This is a genomic window from Kineococcus esterisolvens (assembly GCF_050871405.1).
Lineage (GTDB): Bacteria > Actinomycetota > Actinomycetes > Actinomycetales > Kineococcaceae > Kineococcus.
Genome location: NZ_JBJLRI010000004.1, coordinates 46,499 through 64,470 on the forward strand (window position 1 = coordinate 46,499; position 17,972 = coordinate 64,470).

A 17,972-nucleotide genomic window follows, 5' to 3' on the forward strand; every position below is an offset into this window, starting at 1 on the left:
CGGGGCCACGGGGCCACCGGTCAGCGGAAGCGGCGCCCCTCGTCGCGGCGGATCGCCCACACCGCCACGGCGCCGAGCACCACCGTCCAGCCGAGGAGCACCGGCAGCGCCGTCGCGGGCACGTCCAGCCCGGTGGCCGCGCCGATGACGACGTCGCGCCCGGCACGCGTCGGCGTCCAGGTGGAGATCGACGCGAGCCAGCCCGGCATCGCCTGCGGGGGCAGGAACAGCCCGCCCGCGAAGGCCAGCGGCAGCAGCAGCACCTGCGCCAGGGCCAGCGCCGCCTTCGCCGGCACGGAGTACCCGACGGCCAGCCCCAGCGCCAGCAGCGGCAGGCCCGCCACGAGCAGGCCGCCCAGCCCGGCGGCGAAGCGCACCGGCGTCGTCGTGGCGTCGGTCAGCAGCACCGCCAGCACCAGCAGCGGCACCAGGCCGACGACGGTGAAGAAGGCGCCCATCAGCACGCGGGCGGCGAAGCGCGGCCCGGCCCCCACCGGCAGCGTGCGCAGGTGCGTGTCCCACGGCAGGGCCCGGTCCTCGGAGATGCCCGCGCCGTGGGTGAACAGCGCCACGCTCATCGCGGAGAACACCGCCAGCTGGGCGACGGCCGCGGTGTCGGCCAACGGGCCCGCGGCCCCCGACTGCGGTACGACGAACACGGCCAGGATGAGCGCGGGGAAGACGGCGGTGCTGACGACCACGACGGGAACCCGCAGCGTCTCCACCACCTGGTAGCGGGCGTGCAGCCACGTCAGCCGCAACGCCCCCGCGGGCCGGCGGCGCCGCACGCCGGGGTCACCGCCGGCGCGGGCGGGAGCGGGGGTGGGGGCGCTCACGCGGCCGCCTCCCCGCGCGCGGCCCCCTCGCCGGTGAGGGCGAGGAACGCCTCCTCCAGCGAGGCCGCCGCGACCTCCAGGCCCGAGAAGCCGACGCCCGCGGTGACCAGGGCGCGCACGAAGGCGTCGGCGTCGGGCACCAGAAGCTCCCAGCGCCCCTCCCGCTCGCCGCCGGCGACGACCTCGGCGCCGGCGGTGAGCTGCTGCGGCACGGCGTCGGCCGGGGCGCTGAAGCGCACCCGGCGCAGCGCGGTGCGCCCGCGCACCTCGGCCACGGTGCCCTCGGCCAGGACGCGGCCGCGGTCGACGACCAGGACGCGCTGGGCCAGGGCCTCGACCTCCTCCAGGTAGTGGCTGGTCAGCAGCAGCGTGCCGCCCTCGGCGACGAAACCGCGCACCGCACCCCACAGGGCGTGCCGGGCCGGCACGTCCAGCCCGGTCGTCGGCTCGTCCAGCAGCACGACGTCGGGACGGCCGGCGAACGCGAGCGCGACGGCCAGGCGGCGCTGCTGGCCGCCGGACAGCCCGCCGCACTGGCGGCCGCGCAGGCCGCCCAGGTCGAAGCGCTCCAGCAGCTCCTCGCGCGGCACGGGGTCGCGGTGGTGACCGGCGACGAAGTCGACGACCTCGGCGACCTTCAGCGTCTGCGGCAGGCCGGTGGCCTGCGGCGTGACGCCGAGGCGGGCACGCACGTGGGGCTCGCGCGGGTCTCCGCCGGCCAGGCGAACGGTGCCGCTGCTGGGGCGGCGCAGCCCCGCCAGCAGCGACAGCAGCGTGGACTTGCCCGCCCCGTTGGGGCCGAGCACACCGACGGCCTCGCCGGGGTGGACGGTCAGGCTGACCTCGTCGAGGGCGACGACGTCGCCGAAGGTGCGGCGGGCGCGGTCGACCTCGACCGCGGGCGGTGCGCTCACGGGGTTCCTCCTGGTCGGTGCGGGTCGAGCAGGGCGCGCAGCGCCGCCCGGTAGGCGTCGAAGGCGACGCGGCCGCCGGAGGCCGGGCGCAGGTGGGTGGCGGCGTGGAGGACGGGGTCCAGCTCCACGGCCGCGCCGGGGGCCGCCGCGCGCGGGCTCACACCGCCCGCCGGCGCAGCGCGCACCGGGCGGCGACGGCGAGGGAACCCCCTCCCCCGCCGAGCGCACCACCCGCAGCAGGTCGGCCGGAGCCGGCAGGGCCGGGGCCACCCGCAGGACGGGCTCGTCCACCACGGCCCCTCCGGTCGGCAGAGCGCCTTGCGCTGCGGAGCAGCCTGCCGCGCCCCACCCCGGAACGCAAGGGTGTCAGCCGCCGGCCGCGGCGACCCCCTCCAGCCGCGCCACCGCCCGGCTCGACGCCCGCAGCTCCACCCCACCCGCGAACCGCTCCGGCACCAGCGCGGCGAACGGCGGCACCACCACCGCGCTGAGCACCACCACCGCCGTGCGCCCGTCCGGGCTCCCCGTCCCCGCCGCCACCCGCAGACCCGCCGGCCGCGCCGCCCCGGCGGCGCGCACGTGCTCCTGCGCGCTCGCCCGCACCGACGCGTCCGACAACGGCACCGCACCGGCCGCCGGACCGGTGGTGAAGTACGCCTCCTCGTCCAGCGCGTCCGCCGCGTCCGCCGCCGCCGAGTCCGCCAGCGCGTACAACCGCTTGCGCTGCAGGTGCACCGCCGACGCCGACACCACCACGAGCACCAGGACGAGCGCCACCAGCGCGAAGCCCAGCGACAGCAGCGCGATGCGCCCCTCGTCGCGCCCCTCCTCGCAGCCCCCGCCCCGCACCCCGCCCGCGCAGCGCCTCACGACGGCGCGAACCGGTCGGCCACCGCCACCCGGCGCACCTGCACCGGCACCACCGCCGGGACCGCGCCGCGCACGAACCCCGGCACCAGCGGCAGCGCCACCTCCACCCGCACCGTCGCCACCACCCGCGCCTGCGGGCTGCGGCACGGCCGCGCCGCGCACTCCAGCACCAGCGAACCCGGCACCACCGCGAAACCCTGGTCGCCCAGCGCCAGAGCCACCGCCGCCTCGGCGCGCACCTCGGCCCGCCCGTCCCCGCTCGTCGTCGCCAGCACCCGCGAGGCCTCCCGGGCACCGGCCTCCGCCGCGAACGTCGCCGCCTGCACCCGGCCCAGCGTCAGCACCAGGTACGCCAGCGGCACCAGCAGCAGCACCCCCACCGCCAGGAACTCCACCGATGCACTGCCCCCGTCACCGCAGCCGCGCACCCGGCGGGGCGTCACGCGGGACCCTCCAGCGCCGCGTGACCGCGCACCTGCAGAACCCGCCCGGGTCCCAGCAGGCCCAGCACCGGCAGCGGAGCGCGCACCCGCACCTCCATCACCGGCGCACCACCGGCGTCCACGACCGCGGCGGTGACGTCCTGCGCGTAGCGCGCCGACAGCGACGCCGCCAGCAGCTCCCGGGTGCGCTGGACGCCCAGCTGCGCCGAACTGCCGGCCAGCGCGCCGTACCGGGCGCCCTCCCCCGCGCAGTCCACCGCGGTGGCCCGCACGTGCTGCACCACCGCCAGCTGCAGGACCGCCGCGAACAGCAGCGCCAGGACCCCCGCGGTCGCGGCGAACTCCGCCACCGCGGACCCCTCGTCCCCGCGCACCGCCGGGCGGCTCACAACTGCCCGAGGACCGCGTCCAGCGACTGCGTGAACAGCTGCTGCAACCGCGGCCCCGCCACGGCCCACAACCCCACGACCAGGCCGGCGGTCATGACGGTGACCAGCACCCAGCCGGGCACGTCGCCGCGGTCGTCACCGGACCGGGAGAGGTTGCGCAGCGAGCGCTCCAGCAGGGACGCGGTGCTCCCGGCACGGCGGGAAGGGATGTTCGGCACGGTTCTCCTCGAATCGTCGGCAAGGGTCTGGAACGCTCGGGACAAGGGATCGGGCAGGGGCCCGGGGGGCCTCTCACGGCCCCAGGCGCAGTTGCGCCAGCCCGGGGAACACCGCGAACGCTGTATGCCTTCATGGGGCATACTGCCGCCCATGCACAGCAGTGGGGGGAAGAAGCGAGCCGTGATCTACACCCGCATCTCGCGGGACGACACCGGGGAGGGGCGCTCGAACGAGCGGCAGCGCGAGGACTGCGAGAAGCTGGCCGACCTGCGCGGCTGGGAGGTCGCCTACGTCGAAGAGGACATCTCCGTCTCCGCCTACAGCGGGCGCAAGCGCCCCGGCTGGGAGCGGGTGCTCGACCACATCGAGGCCGGCCGGGTCGACGTCGTGCTGGCCTGGCACATCGACCGCATGACCCGCTCGATGCTCGACCTGGAGGAGCTGATCCTCCTCGGCGAGGACAAGGGCGTCGGCGTGGCAACGGTGAGCGGGGACATCGACCTGACGACCGACGTGGGCCGCATGGTGGCCCGCATCCTCGCCGCCGTGGCTCGCGCGGAGGTGGAGCGCAAGGGCGCCCGGCAGCGCCTGGCGAACCGGCAGCGCGCCGCCGAGGGCTACCGCTGGCGCAGCGCCTGGCGGGGCTTCGGCTACGAGAAGGACGGCACCCTGATCCCCCGCGAGGCGGACATGATCCGCGACGCGGCCGAGCGGGTGCTCAACGGCGAGCCCCTGCGGGCCATCGTGCGCGACTGGCGGGCCAGTGGGGTGTCCACCCCGCGCAGCTCCCGAGGGGCTGACGGCTGGACGCACAACGGCGTGCGGAGCATCCTGCTCAACCCCCGCAACGCAGCCATCGCCACCTACCGGGGCGAGGTGATCGGCCGGGGCCAGTGGGAGCCGGTCTTCTCCGAGGAGACGCACACCCTGCTGGTCGCCAAGCTGACCAACCCCTCTCGACTGACTCGCACGAAGACCCCCTCGCGCGGTCGGGCTCCGCTGAACCTGCTGACGAGCATCGCCCGGTGCTCGGTGTGCAGCGAGCCCGTCAACGGGGGCACTGGGTACAAGGGGCGACTGATCTACCAGTGCCCGAGCTACCACGTCTCCACCCCCCGCGATGAAGCCGACGCCATCGTGCGCTGGGCCTTCGCCGCAACGATCGCCACAGTGGGCGCCGACGCCATCCATCCGGCCGGCGCGGGGGAAGCGCCCGAGGCGCTGTGGAGGCAGCAGTCGACACTGAGGGATCGCCTGGACTCGCTGTCCACGTCATTCGCACACGGCAACATCACGATCGAGCAACTGGAATCCGCCTCCCGGACACTGCGCGCCCAACTCGTCGAGGTGGAGGAGCAAATCGCTGACGCCGTGGCTCCGACCAGCGACCCCTTCGAGGTGCGCAGCGAGCATGTGCAGAACTTCGCCAACGCCGGGCTTGACGAGCAGCGATCGGCGCTGAAGGCCCTGGCGACCGTCCGGCTCTACCCGCGTGGCCGGGGGCGCAAGAACGTGCCCATCAAGCAGCAGGTGACGATGACCCTGACGCTGCCCGGCCGAGGTGGGCGTGAGGTGGTGGCGCTGGACGAACGCACCGACACCCCGGCATGGGTGGGGCAAGAGCCCGCGCCGCAAGACCTGCCGCGCCGCAGGAGTGGGCCGAATCTGGAAGCCATGCCCACCCCTGCGGAGCCCCGTCGACACCTGCGCGCGGTGTCCGCCAGCGAGTAGTGCAAGTGACACTCCGTGGCTAACGCCCTCCCCAGAAAAGCGCCCCCCGGGTACCCTGTGGTCAATGGGCGCTGGTTGACTACGCAGCGTGCAGGTCGCGCGCGTGTTGTCACTACGACTCGTTGACTACTGGGGGCCTCGCTTCATGTTCTCGATGTCCTCCATAGACACGACGTCCGCGCCCCTTGTCGTCTTGCGACCCACAGTCCGCTTCGCCGTTGCGGCGCGAGGTGCGACTTGTGGGCGCTTGACGTGACCGAGCAGCGCCTCCAAGGGGGCGGCGTGCTCTGCGCACAGGTCGAGTGGCAGCTTGCTTCCACCCGCCTGTTGCACGACCCAACGAGTCGCATCCCTATCGAACGACTCACACACGTCGCACACAGTTACCTGCCTAGTCGCCATCGCAATCACTCCTTACTCTCACTGTCACACTTGACGGTACTCATACTCGTGCGTCACACTCACACTGTCAAGCAACTGACTATGTGCGCCGCCGGAGACGCATGGAGGAGGGCGATACAACACCACAGAGGGGAGCATCATGGGTGCGCGGAAGATACAAGACGAGCAGGAGATTGTTCGTTGGTTCGAGGAAGGTCGAACCTACGATTGGATGGTTCAAGAGTATTGGCGAAAATACAACATCGAGGTAGTGCCCTCCCTGTTTGGGAACTTCCGACGCCGGCGCGGTTTACCCCGGCGCATCAACAGAAATGACGATCTAATCCCCTGGCACGTCCGTGAGGAGCATAGGTGGGCTTACCCACTAGCGATGCTGCGGGCCGAGGGGCGCTTGCGCGCCGGCGTGGAACTGAAGCCCGCAGAGGCTGACCGCCTGGAGGCGTTCAAGCGGGGGTTACGCGAACAGGGCGCGGTTATCCATTACGACGGCGACACGGAGCAAGGCTTCTTCCGCGTACCGGCACGCGAGGGGATCGACACCGACCTCATCCGCGTGCCGCCGCAGAAGACCACGCGAGCCAAGGCCGCCGACGACTACGAACCAAAGAAGCCGAACAACTCAGGGGGGACGTGAGCATGGGGCTGTTTAGAAAGACGATGAGCGTGAGCACGCTTGGGATGGTGCGCTGGGAGACCGACCGGCAGAAGCGAGCTGACGCAGCCAAGCGCACCTCCAAGGCCGAGGCGAAGCTGCTAGAGGAGCAGGCCAAGCTGGTCGAGGCGCAACGCAAGGCCCTGGAGAACAACAAGTAGCCCGAGCACGCAGAAAGCCCCCCACCAAGCACCCGTCGTGGGCGCCCAGTGGGGGGCTTTCGCTTGCATCAGGCGGCGGCGAGCAGTGGCGCGTCCTCGGGGGCCGGCTCGAACTCAGTCAGCCAGTCCGGGCCGTTGAGGAACACCGCGATGCGGGTGAGCGCGCGATCGGCACGCTCGCGGACACTCTTGGAGTCGGCCCGCTGGTTGTAGGCGATCTCGCTCCACTTCCAGTCGAGGCCATAGCGGAGCAGCAGCACCCGGCGCTGGGCGTCGGTCAGGTCCGCTCGCTCCCAGGCCCGCCGGATGTCGGCGAGGTGGGCGAACAGAGTGCCCCCCTTCTTGGGGTCACTCGGCGTGCGCGGCATGTCCGGGTCCGGCCGGTTCGGCATCTCCATGCCGTAGGCGTACTCCTGGTCCCACACGGCCGGCAGCAGCAGCTCGATCATCTCTCGGGTGTACGCCATCAGGCCGCCGCCTCCTCGGCCTCGGCGAGGCGCTGAATCGAGATGACCTGCGCCTTGTGTGCGGCCGGTCGCTTCACCTTGTCGATGAGGTCGCGGTACACCTCGTGAGCCAGGGTGCCCAGCGTGAGCCGCCCCTCCCCTCCCACGCACTGGCGCACCCGGTCGGGCATGGCGGCCAGGATCAGGTACGCCTCTTGCTGAGCGTCCTCGAACTCGTACATCAGCTCGTACTCCACCGATGCGCGGCGAGCCGCGCTCTCGGCCACCTCCATGACTCCCGGGATCTCCAGGACGCTCCAGTCGACGCTGCTGGTCAAGTTCTGCTCTCCGATCTCTCGCGCTGTGGGGTGGTTGCCCCTGTGCATCTGCTGTTGATCCGCTACGGTGCGATCACCGGGCGGGTACTGAGGCCCGCCCAAGGATTCGTGGGGGGACCATGAAGACGAGGAAGTTGATGGCTGCTGCCTGCGCGGCGGCGGCGATGCTGGTGGCGGGGGCGGGGCCGGCCGCAGCACAGCACCCCGGCAAGAACGGAGCCCTCGCCTACACGCAGGGCTTCTGGCACATCGAGGCCCCGTGCGCCTCGGCCGACAATCACTGGCTGCTGAACCTCGGTGACTGGGGGAACATGGCGTTCTCCCCGAGCGGCCGGTACCTGGCCCTGAACGCCGCCACGATGGAGCCGAACGGCGCCTTCAACGCGGTCGAGCTGTTCGTCGTGGACGTGGACCGCTGCCTCACTCCCCGCCCCATCGGCCAGGCGTCCGGGGGGACGTCCTGGTCGCCGGATGGCAGGGAGCTGGCGGTGGTGCGCGACGACCAGGTGCAGGTCATCTCGCCGCAGACCGGAGAGGTGATCCGCACGCTCACTCCGGGAGATGAGCAGTCGTGGGACGCCTCGTGGAGCCGGGACGGCAAGACGATCGCCTACGCGACGATCGAGGGCATCCGCACCGTGCCGGCCAGGGGCGGGGAGTCGAAGCTGGTGGTGCCCGGAGGCCGGGCGCCCGACTACTCCCCTGACGGCAAGCGCCTCGGTTACGTGAAGGACGGCTACGTGTGGTCGGTCGACGCCCGCAGCGGGCGAGACGCACGCCGGACGTGGTTCCGGGCGTCGGACTTCACGTACTCCCCGGACGGCAAGCAGTACCTGCTGTCGGGGATGACCGGCGACTGCGTGACCGCTGACGCGCGCACCGGCCGCATCCTGTGGCGGGCGAACCTGCCGCAGACCGACTACGACCCGTGCTCTGCCGTCGCCTGGCAGCCGCGCTGACTCCTGCCGGAGGGGGCGCCCGCCTCGCACATGCTGCGAGGCGGGCGTTCCGCCGCCAGGGTCAGCCACTCACCATCTCCTTGACGGGCACCGCCCCGTCCTTGGTGATGCCGACGATGAGGCCGGGCGCCCCGGTGGTTCCCTTCGCGTGACGGAACCAGGTGGACTCGGATTCCATCGACGGGGGCTGGATGAACGTGCGCGGCCCCCAGGTGTCCACGAACTCGTGGTGCAGGTGGCCGGCCACGAGCAGGTCCGCCCGATGCAGGGCGCTGCTGGGCTCGAACGCCTGCCCCTGCCACCAGTCGAAGTGCCGGCCCGGCCGCCAGGCGTGGCCGTGAGCATGGGCGATGACCGTGCCGGCCACCTCGGTAGCCACCGTCAGCTCGTCCGTCTCGGGCACGAAGAACTCGACGTGCCCGAAAGCCTCGGGGTTGAGGGCTGCGGCGTCAGCGACGGCGATCAGGGACTCAGTGTCGTGGCTGTCGTCGTAGCGCGTGATGCCCTTGCCGCTGAAGCGCACGGCCTCGCCGTGATTGCCCGGCACCGCCACCATCGTCAGCCGCTCAGCCACCGGGGAGAAACTGGTCAGCGCGTGGAGCATCGTCCGGCGAGTCAGGCGGATCTGCTCGTTCAGCGTGAGCGGGGTGCGCCACACGTTCGCTCCCCCCTGGCTCACGAAACCCTCGATGTGGTCCCCGAGCCAGGCGATGTGGACGTGGCCGATGTCGAAGCGGTGCCGGTAGATGTCCAGCAGCTCCACGGCCTTGTCCAGGCAGCCGATCGTGCGCCGCAGCGTGCCCTCCACGCCGTCGCCGTCGATCTTGCCGAACTGCATGTCCCCCAGCAGCACCAGGAACCCGTAGTCGCCAGTCTCCGACACTTGCACAGGCGGCTGCGCCATCACCCGGTCGATGACCTCGGAGAGATCCGGCCGCTCGTCGCCCCCGGCCGAGCCACGGCGCTTGAAGGTGAACCGCACGGACTCCATCGGGTTGTCGATGGGGCCGTACTGGGTCTTCGTGAACCCGCTGACCTCCCACAGCGAGGCATCCTGGCCCTCCTGCGCCAGGTACTCCAGCGCGCGGCCCTCGGTGATGACGCCCTCGGGCTCGCGCAGCTCGGCGACGAGGGTGTCCCCGTTCTGCTCCAGCTTGCGGGTGTAGTCCTTGACCTGGCCGGCCCCGCGAGCCGGCACGGCCGGCCCCACGGGCGTCGCCAGCATCTCCTCCAGTAGCGGGTCGGTCACCTGTCGATAGCTCCGTCCTGCCGCAGGCTGCGGCGGTAGTCCTTCAGCCGCGTGGCGCTCACGCGGTGCCCTGCGCGCTCCAGCCACGTCTCGATGCGCGTGGCCGGCGTGCCGCCGAGCAGGTGGGGCAGCAACGCGGCCTGCCGCTCGGGGCTCAGTGCCCGCCAGGCGGCCTGGAGCTTCTGCGGGGGTGTCCCGGGAAGGGTGGCGGCCTCCTGGGCCGCCTCCGGGGCGCCCCGGGCCTCCTGTGTGGTGGTCAAGACGGCTCCCCCTGTCGCGCGATGGCTGCGTTGCTCCAGAACATCGCCTCCTCCAGCTTGGTGATCGCCAGGGCCTTCTCCCTGCCCTCGGGCAGCAACAGGTCCAGCGACTCGGCCAACGCCTTCGCGCGGTCGCGCACCCGCTGGTGCGTCTGCGCCAGCTCGGGCGTCGGGCGGTGGTAGTCGAAGCGGTTGTTGATGTCGGCACGGTTCACGCCGTCACCCCCGACCGCTCGCGGCTCAGCAGATCCTCGGCCCAGGCGATCGACACCGCCGCCACCTTAACGAGCCGGTCGAACAGCATGTCGTCGGTCGTGGAGGCCAGTGCGCGGTCGGTGCGCTCCTCCAGCAGGTGCGTCCACGTCAGCTCGTCGCGCCCGATGGCGATGTTGCGCTGCACCTTGCTGTTGCTGGCCTGCCACTGCCGGTGCGCCGTCCCGGCGCCGTCCGGCAGATGCTGCTCGCCGTACACGCGGTCCTGGTAGTCACGCTCGGCCCTGATCTGCGCGAGAACCGCGTCGAAGGGGGTGCTCACTTGGTCATCTCCTGTCCGATGTAGGCGTACAGGCGGTCAGCTCCGCCCGCGAGGTAGTTGTCCGTCACGTCGCCGTCCTGGAGACGCACGGCCTTGGCCTGGCGCAGCGCCTTGGTCACCCGAGCGTTGAAGGTGGCGCCCGCGTCGTCCGGGTCGCCCCAAACCCAGATGCGGGAGAACCCGGCGAGCATCCGGCGGTGGTGCTTCTGCCAGAGGTTGACCCCGGGCACCGCCACGGCGTGCAGGCCGATCTTCTCCAGCACCAGGGCGTCCAGCTCGCCCTCGGTGACGTGGATGTCGTCGCCGGCCCGCCAGATGGCGCCCACGTTGAACATCCGGGGGTTGTCGTCGGTCAGGGTGGCGTACTTGCCGTGCCCGAAGTCGCGGCAGTTGTGCTGCGCGAGGCAGCGGAACCGGATGGTCAGCGGGCGGCCGTCCTTGTCGAGGTACGGGATCGCCAGCCACCCCGCGAACCGGCTGTGACCGGGGTGCGGGTCCACAACCACCCCCAGGCGGGCGCGCACGGCCGTCTCGCGGTCGATTCCGCGCCCGTGGAGGTACTGGGCGGCCTGGGCGGTCACGCTGCTCTCGTAGTCGCTGACGGCCTCCTCCAGCGCCTCCATCTGCGACTCACTCAGTGGCCGCAGGGGCTCACGATCCTCGCTCAGTGCTTCTCTCCTCTCAGCGTCGCCAGGAGGGCGTGTAGCCGCCCCCCGTCTTGCTCTTGCCGGCTCCGGCCTTGCGCCTGCGAGCCCCGTAGGCGCTGCCGGTGACCTCCTCCTGTCCACCGACCTCGACCGCCCCCAGGCGGTTCTCCTTGGCGTAGTTCTTCGCCTGCGGGAAGGTCAGGCCGAGCTTGTCCATCAAGAGCTGATAGCTGTCGCCTCCGTGGAGGCAGGAGTGGCAGCTCCAGAGGTTCTTGTGCAGGTCCACGGAGCAGGACGGCGTGCGATCCCCGTGCAACGGGCAGGCGACCATCTGCTTGTCCCTGCCCTTCAGCGTCACGCCCAGGTGCTCCAGGACGTCGCGCAGCTCGGGCTTCTCAGTCATGGGTCACCTCGTAGAACTCCTCCATCACCTCGATCACCAGCGGGTCGGCCTCGTCGTCGGTCACGAAGTCGCGGTAGGCCCGCACCTCGTCGGTCAGCTCGGCGCTCACGGGCGCCCCACCAGGGCCGCCAGCAGAAGCCCGATCAGCACCCCGGTCACGATGGCTGCGGCCACGGGCTTCAGCAGTTCGATCAGCTCGGCCATGCAGCCCCCTCCAGCGCCTCGTCGGTGCGTGCGTGCGTCCGCTCCCCCAGGACTGGCTCGCCCAGCCGGCGAGCCCCCATCGCGGCGAGCACCAGCGCGTCGGCGAGGTCGTTGCCCTGGCGCCAGCCGAGCCTGGCGATCTCCACCACCTCCTCGCCGGGGATGTTCGACACGGCGGCGTTGAACACCTCCTCCTTGCCCGCGTTGCCCCGGCCGGCGGCGTACAGCGCCCGGGTGTTCGGCGGGACGGTGGCGACGCGACCGAAGGCCAGCAGCATGTCCACCACCAGCCACCACAGGCCGCTGCGGTCGTGCTGGGAGCCGACCTGCGAGCCGTAGCTGGGGTTCTCCACCACGAACAGGTCGTGGTCCACGTCGTTGACGATCTCGTGCACCTGCTGGACCACGGAGCTGATCCGCTCGTCGCGCTCCTCCAGGGTGGCCTCGCGCCGGCCCTGCGAGCGGATGCGCCAGTTGCCCGTCACCTCGCCGCCGGACACCTCGGCCAGGCCAGTGCTCGTCAGGCTCAGGTCGAGCCCCAGGACCCTCACGCGGCCTCCCTCAGCAGTCGGTACCCGTTCGGCGCTCCGAAGAAGCGGAGCTGGATGGCGGAGTAGCTGCCCCGCAGGTCGGCCGGCTTGAACAGCACGCCCTCGTCGTCCAGAAGTTGCTGCACCTCGGTGCGGTTCGTCAGCACCTTGACCCGGGCCATCGGGTTTTCCCCGTCCAGCGAGGTCTGGAGGATCTGGACCGTCAGGCCCTCGCGCCCCGGCAGGGCGTCCTCCCAGACCTGGCCGGGCTCGACGCGGCTCAGAGGATCACGCCCTGGACGCGCGCCCTGCTGAGGAGGTAGTCCAGCCACTCGCCGTGCGCCTTCGGGCGTCGCACCGAACCCTTGGCGCTGAACTGGCGGGCCACGATGATGCCCTCGTCGTCGCGGACGATCGACATGCGGATCTCCAGCTCGGGCCGGAACCCCAGCTTGCGGTGAACCTGGCCCTCCAGGTACTGCAAGGCCGCTGCGCGCGTCTCGGCGTTGCGGTAGGCCCACTCGGCGATCTGGACCGTCTCGTCGTACTCGACCGTCTCGAAGTCCAGCTCGATGATGCCGCTGCTCACTCAGAAGCTCCTTACTCGTCGGGGGTCAGGACGTCGGCCGCGTGGCCGAAAACCTGGTCTTGTCGGGCTGGCAGTACATGAGGGCGTAGGTGTTCGCCGTCGGGTCGGACGGCCCCATGCGCTGCTTGATGCAGGCGACGCGGTACTCCAGCGTGTGCGGGTCCAGCGCCACGCTCAGGGACAGCTCGGGCTTCTCCGACAGGCCGCCCTTCACCTGGTCGCGCGAGGGTGGCGACCACGGGTCGGTCCTGGCGTCCCAGCTCTTGTCGCTGGCGTGGTGGAGGATGATGACCGTCGCTCCGGTGTACCGCGACAGGTCAGTGGCCCCCTGCATCACGGCCATCTGCTCGGTGTAGTCGGACTCGGCGCCCTCGAAGTCCATGAGGTTGTCGAAGACGATCACCTCGGGGTAGGCGTTGTGCAGCTCGACGTAGGCAGCCATCTCCTCGTCAACGCGCTCCCACGACAGCGACCCGAAGGCGAAGGTCAGCTTGCTGTCGGCCAGGGCCTCCAGGTAGCGGTCACGATCCCCGCTCGCCATGCCGGCCTCGACCTGCTCCGTCGTTTCGCCCGTGAACATGGACGCGAGGCGACTGGAGGCGGTGAACGCGCTCATGTCGGCCGAGAAGTACAGGGTGGGCAGGTTCATCTGCGCCGCCCAGAACAGGGCGAAGCCCGACTTCTGCGTGCCCGACCGGCCGGCCACCATGATGACCTCGCCGTGGCGGGGCCGAACGCCTCGTGCGTACAGGCCGCTGAACGCCTCGACGCGCGGGAGTTCCCGTCCGCTCTCTGCGTGCAGTGCCAGTGAACGTCCCGGCGTCAGCACTGTGTTCTCCTCTCGCTTGGTGGGCCGGGGGTGAGGGGGCGGGCGGTTCCACGAGGTTCCGCCCGCCCCCGGTTCACTCAGTCGAAGTCCGGCACGCTCTCCATCGCCTCGCCGATCGCGGCCTCGCGCTTGGTGTAGTAGTCGGCGACCTTGGCCTCGGTGCTGGCGTCGGTGTCGCGGAAGACGTAGCCGCTGCCGCCCTTGGTGGGGATCTTGCGGACGATGCTGACCATCGCCTGCCCCATCGCCTGCTCCAGCGTGGAGGTGAGCATCCCGTGGACGACCTTGGCGTTCTTCAGCGTCTCGGTCGGCTCGCCCTTGTCGAGCGACTCGGAGGTGGCGAACACCGCGATGTCGGCGTACACCTCGTCGCGGATGCGGGTCTGGCCCTGGTAGGTGTTCGGCACGCCCTTCTCGATACGCTTGGGCTCGATCAGCAGGGCGAGGTCGTTCATGTGGTCGGCCGGCTTGAAGAACGCGCCGCCGGTGAAGTCGCTGGCCTTGGCGAACATGAAGATGAAGCTCCGTTCAGTCAGGGGTGTGGTTGTAGCCGTGGTGGCTGGTTCCGGTACTAGGTACGCCGGGCGAGGCCCAGGCGCTACAGTCCGAGAGCGGCGCGCATCTTGCTGGCCCGCTCCTGGTAGTCGATGAACGCCTCGCTGGTGGCCCTCTCCAGCTCGTCCAGGCGCTCGATGTCGCGCTGCACCGCCATGCGGATCGAGAACATCTGCTCGGTGGACAGGTCCAGGTCGGCCAAGGCGGCGGCGCAGGCGCGCTCTGCGGCCTCTGCGGTGGCGGCGGCGGCGTTGAACTGCTCCTCGAAGGAGGGCGGCAGGTCGGGCCGGCGCTCCAGGAGTCCGAGCATCAGCCCTCGTCCTCCCCCACGCCGATCGCCTCGACCTCGGCGACCTCCCAGTCCCCCTCGTCGGGGTAGTGGTGGTCCAGGAACATCAGGCTCAGCGAGCGGTCGGAGTTGAACGCCAGGTCCCGCGCCTGCTCCTCGTCGTATGCCTCGACCTCGATCACCGTCGAGACGGCGTTCGTCAGGTGCACCCGGTAGGTGGTCTTCGTCATGCCCTCCCTCTCGCTTACACTGTCACACTGGGTCATGCGCTCAGCCGGCCGCCTTCAGCGTGCGCCCCCTCGCCTTCCAGGCGGCCATGATCTCGTCGTCCCCGAAGATGCCGGTGCCCTGCTGCTCGGCGTACAGGCGCTTCAGTGCATCCACCGACTCCTGCTGCTCGATCAGGGCGAGCATCGCCTCCTTGGGGCTCGGCTCGTCCGCAGCCGGCGCCGCAGGTGCCGCAGGCGCCGCAGGCGCAGCGCCCTGGCCGCCACCCACGCCAGCCCACGGGTCGCCGCTGGGCTTGGCCGCCGGGGCGCTGCTGCGCGGGTCCGGGGTGGACGGCGGGAGCACCCGGCCGCCGAGCACCCGCTGCGCGGTGCCGCCAGCGTGGGCGGTGCGCGTCGCCTCCAGGGTGATCTCGTGGAGCGTCAGCTCGCTTACACTCTCACGGTCCATCCCGAAGTAGGACACGATGTCCTCCCGGACGGCCTCCGGGGAGCCCTTGAAGACCGCCCACGAGTCGTCGTACCCCTTGCCGTACTTCACTGTCACGCTCACGCCCCGCTCGGGTCCGCTCCACGCCTCAGCCGTCATTCTGTGTGTTCCTCCAGTCTCTCTGACCACGCCGGGCGTAGTCTATCACACTTACACACTCCGGTCAAGCAGCCAGGGCGAAGGGGCGCAGAGCCCGACGCCCGAGGTTGCGGGCCACGCGCACCCGCTGGGCGAGCTGCGCGCTCTCGTAGCCGATCTTCAGGTCCACCCAGTAGACGGTGCACTCCCCCGAGCCAGCGGGCAGGTTGATGATGACGCCCCAGTTCTGGTTGACCGGCGGCAGCGGCGAGTACGCCTTGGCCGCCTCCTCGGCCGGCACCTCGCGCTTCTTCCAGGCCGCGAACTCCCTCTTGTCGGAAGTGTCCACCGGGAACATGCGCCAGTCGTACTTCTCGCTGCGCGAGTAGACGGCGAGCTGCATCGCCATCTTCAGGGCGCCGTAGTCCACGGTCCCCGTCTTCAGGTCGCCGATGAGGTTGCCCGCAGGCTCCCCGTCCGGGTCGAGCCCGCCATACCACAGGATGCGGTCGGTGGTGCCCTGGGTGGACAGCTCCGCGTTCACGCAGGACTGCTCGACCGCCAGGACGTCGAAGTCGATCGTCGCCATCTGGTAGGCCAGCATGTCGGCCCGGTCCTGCTCGGTGATGTCGGCCGGCAGCGCCTCGCCTCGGTCGATGTACTCGCTGAGCAGGTGCAGGCGCGTGCCGTCCTCGCGCTTGTCGTTCGCGCCGCTGATCTGCATGAGCCGCTCCGCCAGGGCATTCAGCTCGTCGCGGTTGCCCGTCAGGTCGCCGAGCAGCTCCATCACCCGGTTCAACAGGCGCGGCTCCTTGGCCGCCCCCACCATGACCATGCGCTTGTACCACTTCGCCAGGCTGCTCTTGTCCTCCAGCGCGTCAACGAAGGTGGTCACGCGGGTGAGTGCTGTGGGCTTGCCCCCCTCCTTGGGCACCACCAGCGGCCGGCCGTTGCTGCGGGGGATCTCCAGCACCTGCGACTGCACCTCGGCCTGCGCCGGGGTCATGCCGCTCGGTCTGAGCAGGGTCGTCAAGACACCTCCATCGGGTCGTCGGGAACATGGTCTGCTGCGGTGTGCTCGGCCTCGCAGTGGGCGTAGTTGCAGGTGGGGATGATGGGCGTGAGGTGGATGCGGACCCAGGCGTCCTCCGTCAGGGTCCCGCCGTCCTCCTCCTGGGATAACAGCTCATAGCCCCACGCGAGCAGCATGTCCAGCGCCAGGACGATCAGCGCGTGCTGGGCGTCCCAGTGGGCCTCCATCCAGAACTCGGAGCGGTCGACGTCCAGGCGGATTCGGAGACCGAGGTGGCTGGCGTCGATCCACTTCGGCGGGGTGCACTGCCCCAGCAGCCGACGCAGATCCCGGACCCCAAGCGCCAGCCGGTCACCGTCAAACACGAGCTACCCCCCACTTGCCATTGCCTTGAAAGTGTGCTTGCCCATGTGACCTCCCCTCGGGCGTGAGGATGATGGCGCACCCAGCGCCGAGGGGAGGTCGCTGCTCGGCCATTTAGGCTACAACGCACAACTACCGAGAGTGTGCAACCTGAATCCGGATCGATCCAATGCAACACATCCGCAAGATGTGCTTACGCTGTGTAAGAATCACAGTCACACCGAGCGGGGCCATCCGGGCGGTAGTGCAGCGCATCCGGGTGGTCCTTGAACCACTGGATGCGCCGCTCCAGCTCGGCCTCCTCGGCCGGGCCGTTCGCCTTCATGGCCTGGCGCTTGCGCTCCTGGAGGCGGTGGGCGAAGTACGTGGCCGGCGTGCCGTTCCAGACGGGCAGCACCCAGGTGCGGAACTCCTCCCCCGTGGCGCCCCCGATCACCAGGGACTCGGCATCCTTGCGGGCCTGCCCCTCGGTGGCGTAGCGGCCGAGGGCCACCTTCGCCGCCTGCGCGTCGGCCGGGTCCAGCCAGCGGTGCTCGGGCGAGTAGTACATCTGCCCCACCACCGTGTACTGGCCGCGCTCCTCGTACAGCTCCCACGCCTTCGTCATCGCGGCGGCGGCGGCGTCCTCGACGGACTCGTACTCCCCGTCCAGGACCTCGGCCAGCGCCTTGATCTGCTTCTTCGTCGGACTGATCGCCAGGTCAGACCTCCACGGGGTGCATCGTCACCGACCCGACGGTCACCACGGGCGGGCGGGCGATGCCGGCGCCGGCCAGGCTGCGGCGCACTCGGTCGAGCGCCCCGCGCGGCCCACCCGCGCTGCCCTGCACGCGGTGCAGCAGCTCGAAGACCGCCGACGCCTCGGTGTCGCTCAGGTCCAGCAGCACGCGGCCCTCCAGTGTTGCGGTGCCTGCGCCCACTCGGCTCACCATTGCCACTCGAACGTCCTCCTCATGCCTTCAGTGCGCGGATGCGGTCGGGGCGGAACCCCTCCCACCTCTGGTCCTGCACCGACTCGCCGTCGGTGACTGTGACCACGGGGCTCGTCGTGTGCCCCAGGGCGATCAGCGCCGCCGCCACGTCCGGGTCGGTGGACGTGTCCACCTCAACGAACGGGATGCCCTCGGCCTCTAGCAGTCGCTTGGTGGCGCGACAGGGCTGGCAAGCGGGCTGACTGTAGACGGTGACGTTCAGGCGGCCACCTCCAGGCGTCGGTCGATCAGCTCAGCGATCCGGCCCTCGATGTCCTCGCGCGCCGCCCGCAGCGTGGTGCGGTGCTTGCGCTGCACCAGGGTGGACAGCTCGGCGTCGATGTCGGCGATGCTCAACGT

34 protein-coding genes are annotated in these 17,972 nt (G+C 70.9%); 4 read left to right on the plus strand and 30 right to left on the minus strand.

The window, feature by feature from the left end:
• Positions 1–20 precede the first annotated feature (20 nt).
• The 7 genes from ACRYR8_RS02685 to ACRYR8_RS02715 all read right to left on the minus strand — a co-directional run bounded on the left by ACRYR8_RS02685 (position 21) and on the right by ACRYR8_RS02715 (position 3,628).
• Complete coding sequence (locus tag ACRYR8_RS02685; protein ID WP_432482530.1) at positions 21–836, minus strand: ABC transporter permease; 816 nt, start codon at positions 834–836, stop codon at positions 21–23.
• Complete coding sequence (locus ACRYR8_RS02690) at positions 833–1,750, minus strand: ABC transporter ATP-binding protein (protein WP_432482531.1); 918 nt, start codon at positions 1,748–1,750, stop codon at positions 833–835. Before ACRYR8_RS02690 ends, ACRYR8_RS02685 begins: the two co-directional genes overlap by 4 nt.
• Positions 1,747–1,911 carry a hypothetical protein gene (locus ACRYR8_RS02695; protein ID WP_432482532.1) on the minus strand — a complete coding sequence of 55 codons (165 nt, stop codon included), beginning with the start codon at positions 1,909–1,911 and terminating at the stop codon, positions 1,747–1,749. Before ACRYR8_RS02695 ends, ACRYR8_RS02690 begins: the two co-directional genes overlap by 4 nt.
• A gap of 205 nt (positions 1,912–2,116) precedes the next feature.
• Positions 2,117–2,620 (minus strand): pilus assembly protein TadG-related protein, encoded by a 504-nt coding sequence (locus tag ACRYR8_RS02700; RefSeq protein ID WP_432482533.1) that lies wholly within the window; start codon positions 2,618–2,620, stop codon positions 2,117–2,119.
• A complete protein-coding gene (locus tag ACRYR8_RS02705; RefSeq protein WP_432482534.1) occupies positions 2,617–3,063 on the minus strand; it encodes a pilus assembly protein in 447 nt (148 codons plus the stop codon). The genes ACRYR8_RS02700 and ACRYR8_RS02705 overlap by 4 nt, the downstream gene beginning before the upstream one ends.
• Positions 3,060–3,452, minus strand: a complete 393-nt coding sequence (locus ACRYR8_RS02710; RefSeq protein ID WP_432482535.1) for a TadE/TadG family type IV pilus assembly protein — start codon at positions 3,450–3,452, stop codon at positions 3,060–3,062. Before ACRYR8_RS02710 ends, ACRYR8_RS02705 begins: the two co-directional genes overlap by 4 nt.
• Positions 3,449–3,628 carry a hypothetical protein gene (locus ACRYR8_RS02715; protein WP_432482623.1) on the minus strand — a complete coding sequence of 60 codons (180 nt, stop codon included), beginning with the start codon at positions 3,626–3,628 and terminating at the stop codon, positions 3,449–3,451. Before ACRYR8_RS02715 ends, ACRYR8_RS02710 begins: the two co-directional genes overlap by 4 nt.
• A 223-nt stretch (positions 3,629–3,851) precedes the next feature.
• Here ACRYR8_RS02715 and ACRYR8_RS02720 point away from each other — a divergent pair, with 223 nt between their 5' ends.
• The 3 genes from ACRYR8_RS02720 to ACRYR8_RS02730 all read left to right on the plus strand — a co-directional run bounded on the left by ACRYR8_RS02720 (position 3,852) and on the right by ACRYR8_RS02730 (position 6,617).
• On the plus strand, positions 3,852–5,402 hold the full coding sequence (locus ACRYR8_RS02720; RefSeq protein WP_432482536.1) for a recombinase family protein: 1,551 nt from the start codon (positions 3,852–3,854) through the stop codon (positions 5,400–5,402).
• Positions 5,403–6,174: 772 nt separating this feature from the next.
• A complete protein-coding gene (locus ACRYR8_RS02725) occupies positions 6,175–6,438 on the plus strand; it encodes a hypothetical protein (RefSeq protein WP_432482537.1) in 264 nt (87 codons plus the stop codon).
• Positions 6,435–6,617 (plus strand): hypothetical protein, encoded by a 183-nt coding sequence (locus tag ACRYR8_RS02730; RefSeq protein ID WP_432482538.1) that lies wholly within the window; start codon positions 6,435–6,437, stop codon positions 6,615–6,617. Before ACRYR8_RS02725 ends, ACRYR8_RS02730 begins: the two co-directional genes overlap by 4 nt.
• A gap of 68 nt (positions 6,618–6,685) precedes the next feature.
• Here ACRYR8_RS02730 and ACRYR8_RS02735 read toward each other — a convergent pair whose 3' ends face one another.
• Both ACRYR8_RS02735 and ACRYR8_RS02740 read right to left on the minus strand, forming a co-directional pair.
• Entirely contained in the window at positions 6,686–7,066 is a 381-nt protein-coding gene (locus ACRYR8_RS02735; RefSeq protein ID WP_432482539.1) for a hypothetical protein, read from the minus strand.
• Positions 7,067–7,083: 17 nt separating this feature from the next.
• On the minus strand, positions 7,084–7,401 hold the full coding sequence (locus ACRYR8_RS02740; protein ID WP_432482540.1) for a hypothetical protein: 318 nt from the start codon (positions 7,399–7,401) through the stop codon (positions 7,084–7,086).
• Between the two features lie 119 nt (positions 7,402–7,520).
• Here ACRYR8_RS02740 and ACRYR8_RS02745 point away from each other — a divergent pair, with 119 nt between their 5' ends.
• On the plus strand, positions 7,521–8,360 hold the full coding sequence (locus ACRYR8_RS02745) for a TolB family protein (RefSeq protein ID WP_432482541.1): 840 nt from the start codon (positions 7,521–7,523) through the stop codon (positions 8,358–8,360).
• A 61-nt stretch (positions 8,361–8,421) separates the two neighbouring features.
• Here the strand turns inward: ACRYR8_RS02745 and ACRYR8_RS02750 are convergent, their stop codons facing one another.
• The 21 genes from ACRYR8_RS02750 to ACRYR8_RS02850 form a co-directional block, all read right to left on the minus strand.
• Positions 8,422–9,609: a hypothetical protein gene (locus ACRYR8_RS02750; protein ID WP_432482542.1), complete on the minus strand. Its 1,188-nt coding sequence runs from the start codon at positions 9,607–9,609 to the stop codon at positions 8,422–8,424.
• On the minus strand, positions 9,606–9,869 hold the full coding sequence (locus tag ACRYR8_RS02755; RefSeq protein ID WP_432482543.1) for a hypothetical protein: 264 nt from the start codon (positions 9,867–9,869) through the stop codon (positions 9,606–9,608). Before ACRYR8_RS02755 ends, ACRYR8_RS02750 begins: the two co-directional genes overlap by 4 nt.
• Positions 9,866–10,084: an Acb2/Tad1 domain-containing protein gene (locus tag ACRYR8_RS02760; RefSeq protein WP_432482544.1), complete on the minus strand. Its 219-nt coding sequence runs from the start codon at positions 10,082–10,084 to the stop codon at positions 9,866–9,868. The genes ACRYR8_RS02755 and ACRYR8_RS02760 overlap by 4 nt, the downstream gene beginning before the upstream one ends.
• A complete protein-coding gene (locus ACRYR8_RS02765) occupies positions 10,081–10,404 on the minus strand; it encodes a hypothetical protein (RefSeq protein WP_432482545.1) in 324 nt (107 codons plus the stop codon). The genes ACRYR8_RS02760 and ACRYR8_RS02765 overlap by 4 nt, the downstream gene beginning before the upstream one ends.
• The gene (locus ACRYR8_RS02770; protein WP_432482546.1) at positions 10,401–11,027 is read right to left on the minus strand and encodes a toprim domain-containing protein; all 627 of its coding nucleotides are present in this window, start codon (positions 11,025–11,027) and stop codon (positions 10,401–10,403) included. The genes ACRYR8_RS02765 and ACRYR8_RS02770 overlap by 4 nt, the downstream gene beginning before the upstream one ends.
• 58 nt (positions 11,028–11,085) lie before the next feature.
• Complete coding sequence (locus ACRYR8_RS02775; protein WP_432482547.1) at positions 11,086–11,454, minus strand: CHC2 zinc finger domain-containing protein; 369 nt, start codon at positions 11,452–11,454, stop codon at positions 11,086–11,088.
• Positions 11,447–11,563 (minus strand): DUF7215 family protein, encoded by a 117-nt coding sequence (locus ACRYR8_RS02780; RefSeq protein WP_432482548.1) that lies wholly within the window; start codon positions 11,561–11,563, stop codon positions 11,447–11,449. The genes ACRYR8_RS02775 and ACRYR8_RS02780 overlap by 8 nt, the downstream gene beginning before the upstream one ends.
• Before the next feature lie 82 nt (positions 11,564–11,645).
• Positions 11,646–12,209, minus strand: coding sequence for a crossover junction endodeoxyribonuclease RuvC (locus ACRYR8_RS02785; RefSeq protein WP_432482549.1), 564 nt, complete (start codon positions 12,207–12,209; stop codon positions 11,646–11,648).
• Entirely contained in the window at positions 12,206–12,370 is a 165-nt protein-coding gene (locus ACRYR8_RS02790) for a hypothetical protein (RefSeq protein WP_432482550.1), read from the minus strand. The genes ACRYR8_RS02785 and ACRYR8_RS02790 overlap by 4 nt, the downstream gene beginning before the upstream one ends.
• Before the next feature lie 98 nt (positions 12,371–12,468).
• Entirely contained in the window at positions 12,469–12,777 is a 309-nt protein-coding gene (locus tag ACRYR8_RS02795) for a hypothetical protein (protein WP_432482551.1), read from the minus strand.
• A 25-nt stretch (positions 12,778–12,802) separates the two neighbouring features.
• A complete protein-coding gene (locus tag ACRYR8_RS02800) occupies positions 12,803–13,606 on the minus strand; it encodes an AAA family ATPase (protein WP_432482552.1) in 804 nt (267 codons plus the stop codon).
• Between the two features lie 77 nt (positions 13,607–13,683).
• Complete coding sequence (locus tag ACRYR8_RS02805) at positions 13,684–14,118, minus strand: hypothetical protein (RefSeq protein ID WP_432482553.1); 435 nt, start codon at positions 14,116–14,118, stop codon at positions 13,684–13,686.
• An 86-nt stretch (positions 14,119–14,204) separates the two neighbouring features.
• Complete coding sequence (locus ACRYR8_RS02810) at positions 14,205–14,471, minus strand: hypothetical protein (protein ID WP_432482554.1); 267 nt, start codon at positions 14,469–14,471, stop codon at positions 14,205–14,207.
• A complete protein-coding gene (locus tag ACRYR8_RS02815) occupies positions 14,471–14,680 on the minus strand; it encodes a hypothetical protein (protein ID WP_432482555.1) in 210 nt (69 codons plus the stop codon). The genes ACRYR8_RS02810 and ACRYR8_RS02815 overlap by 1 nt, the downstream gene beginning before the upstream one ends.
• Before the next feature lie 40 nt (positions 14,681–14,720).
• Positions 14,721–15,230: a hypothetical protein gene (locus tag ACRYR8_RS02820; protein WP_432482556.1), complete on the minus strand. Its 510-nt coding sequence runs from the start codon at positions 15,228–15,230 to the stop codon at positions 14,721–14,723.
• Between the two features lie 100 nt (positions 15,231–15,330).
• Positions 15,331–16,278, minus strand: coding sequence for a hypothetical protein (locus ACRYR8_RS02825; RefSeq protein WP_432482557.1), 948 nt, complete (start codon positions 16,276–16,278; stop codon positions 15,331–15,333).
• Positions 16,275–16,643, minus strand: a complete 369-nt coding sequence (locus ACRYR8_RS02830) for a hypothetical protein (RefSeq protein ID WP_432482558.1) — start codon at positions 16,641–16,643, stop codon at positions 16,275–16,277. The genes ACRYR8_RS02825 and ACRYR8_RS02830 overlap by 4 nt, the downstream gene beginning before the upstream one ends.
• Before the next feature lie 191 nt (positions 16,644–16,834).
• Positions 16,835–17,248: a hypothetical protein gene (locus tag ACRYR8_RS02835; RefSeq protein ID WP_432482559.1), complete on the minus strand. Its 414-nt coding sequence runs from the start codon at positions 17,246–17,248 to the stop codon at positions 16,835–16,837.
• A 94-nt stretch (positions 17,249–17,342) separates the two neighbouring features.
• Positions 17,343–17,561: a hypothetical protein gene (locus ACRYR8_RS02840; RefSeq protein WP_432482560.1), complete on the minus strand. Its 219-nt coding sequence runs from the start codon at positions 17,559–17,561 to the stop codon at positions 17,343–17,345.
• A gap of 31 nt (positions 17,562–17,592) precedes the next feature.
• Positions 17,593–17,835: a glutaredoxin domain-containing protein gene (locus tag ACRYR8_RS02845; protein WP_432482624.1), complete on the minus strand. Its 243-nt coding sequence runs from the start codon at positions 17,833–17,835 to the stop codon at positions 17,593–17,595.
• Positions 17,832–17,969 (minus strand): hypothetical protein, encoded by a 138-nt coding sequence (locus ACRYR8_RS02850; protein WP_432482561.1) that lies wholly within the window; start codon positions 17,967–17,969, stop codon positions 17,832–17,834. The genes ACRYR8_RS02845 and ACRYR8_RS02850 overlap by 4 nt, the downstream gene beginning before the upstream one ends.
• Positions 17,970–17,972 lie beyond the last annotated feature (3 nt).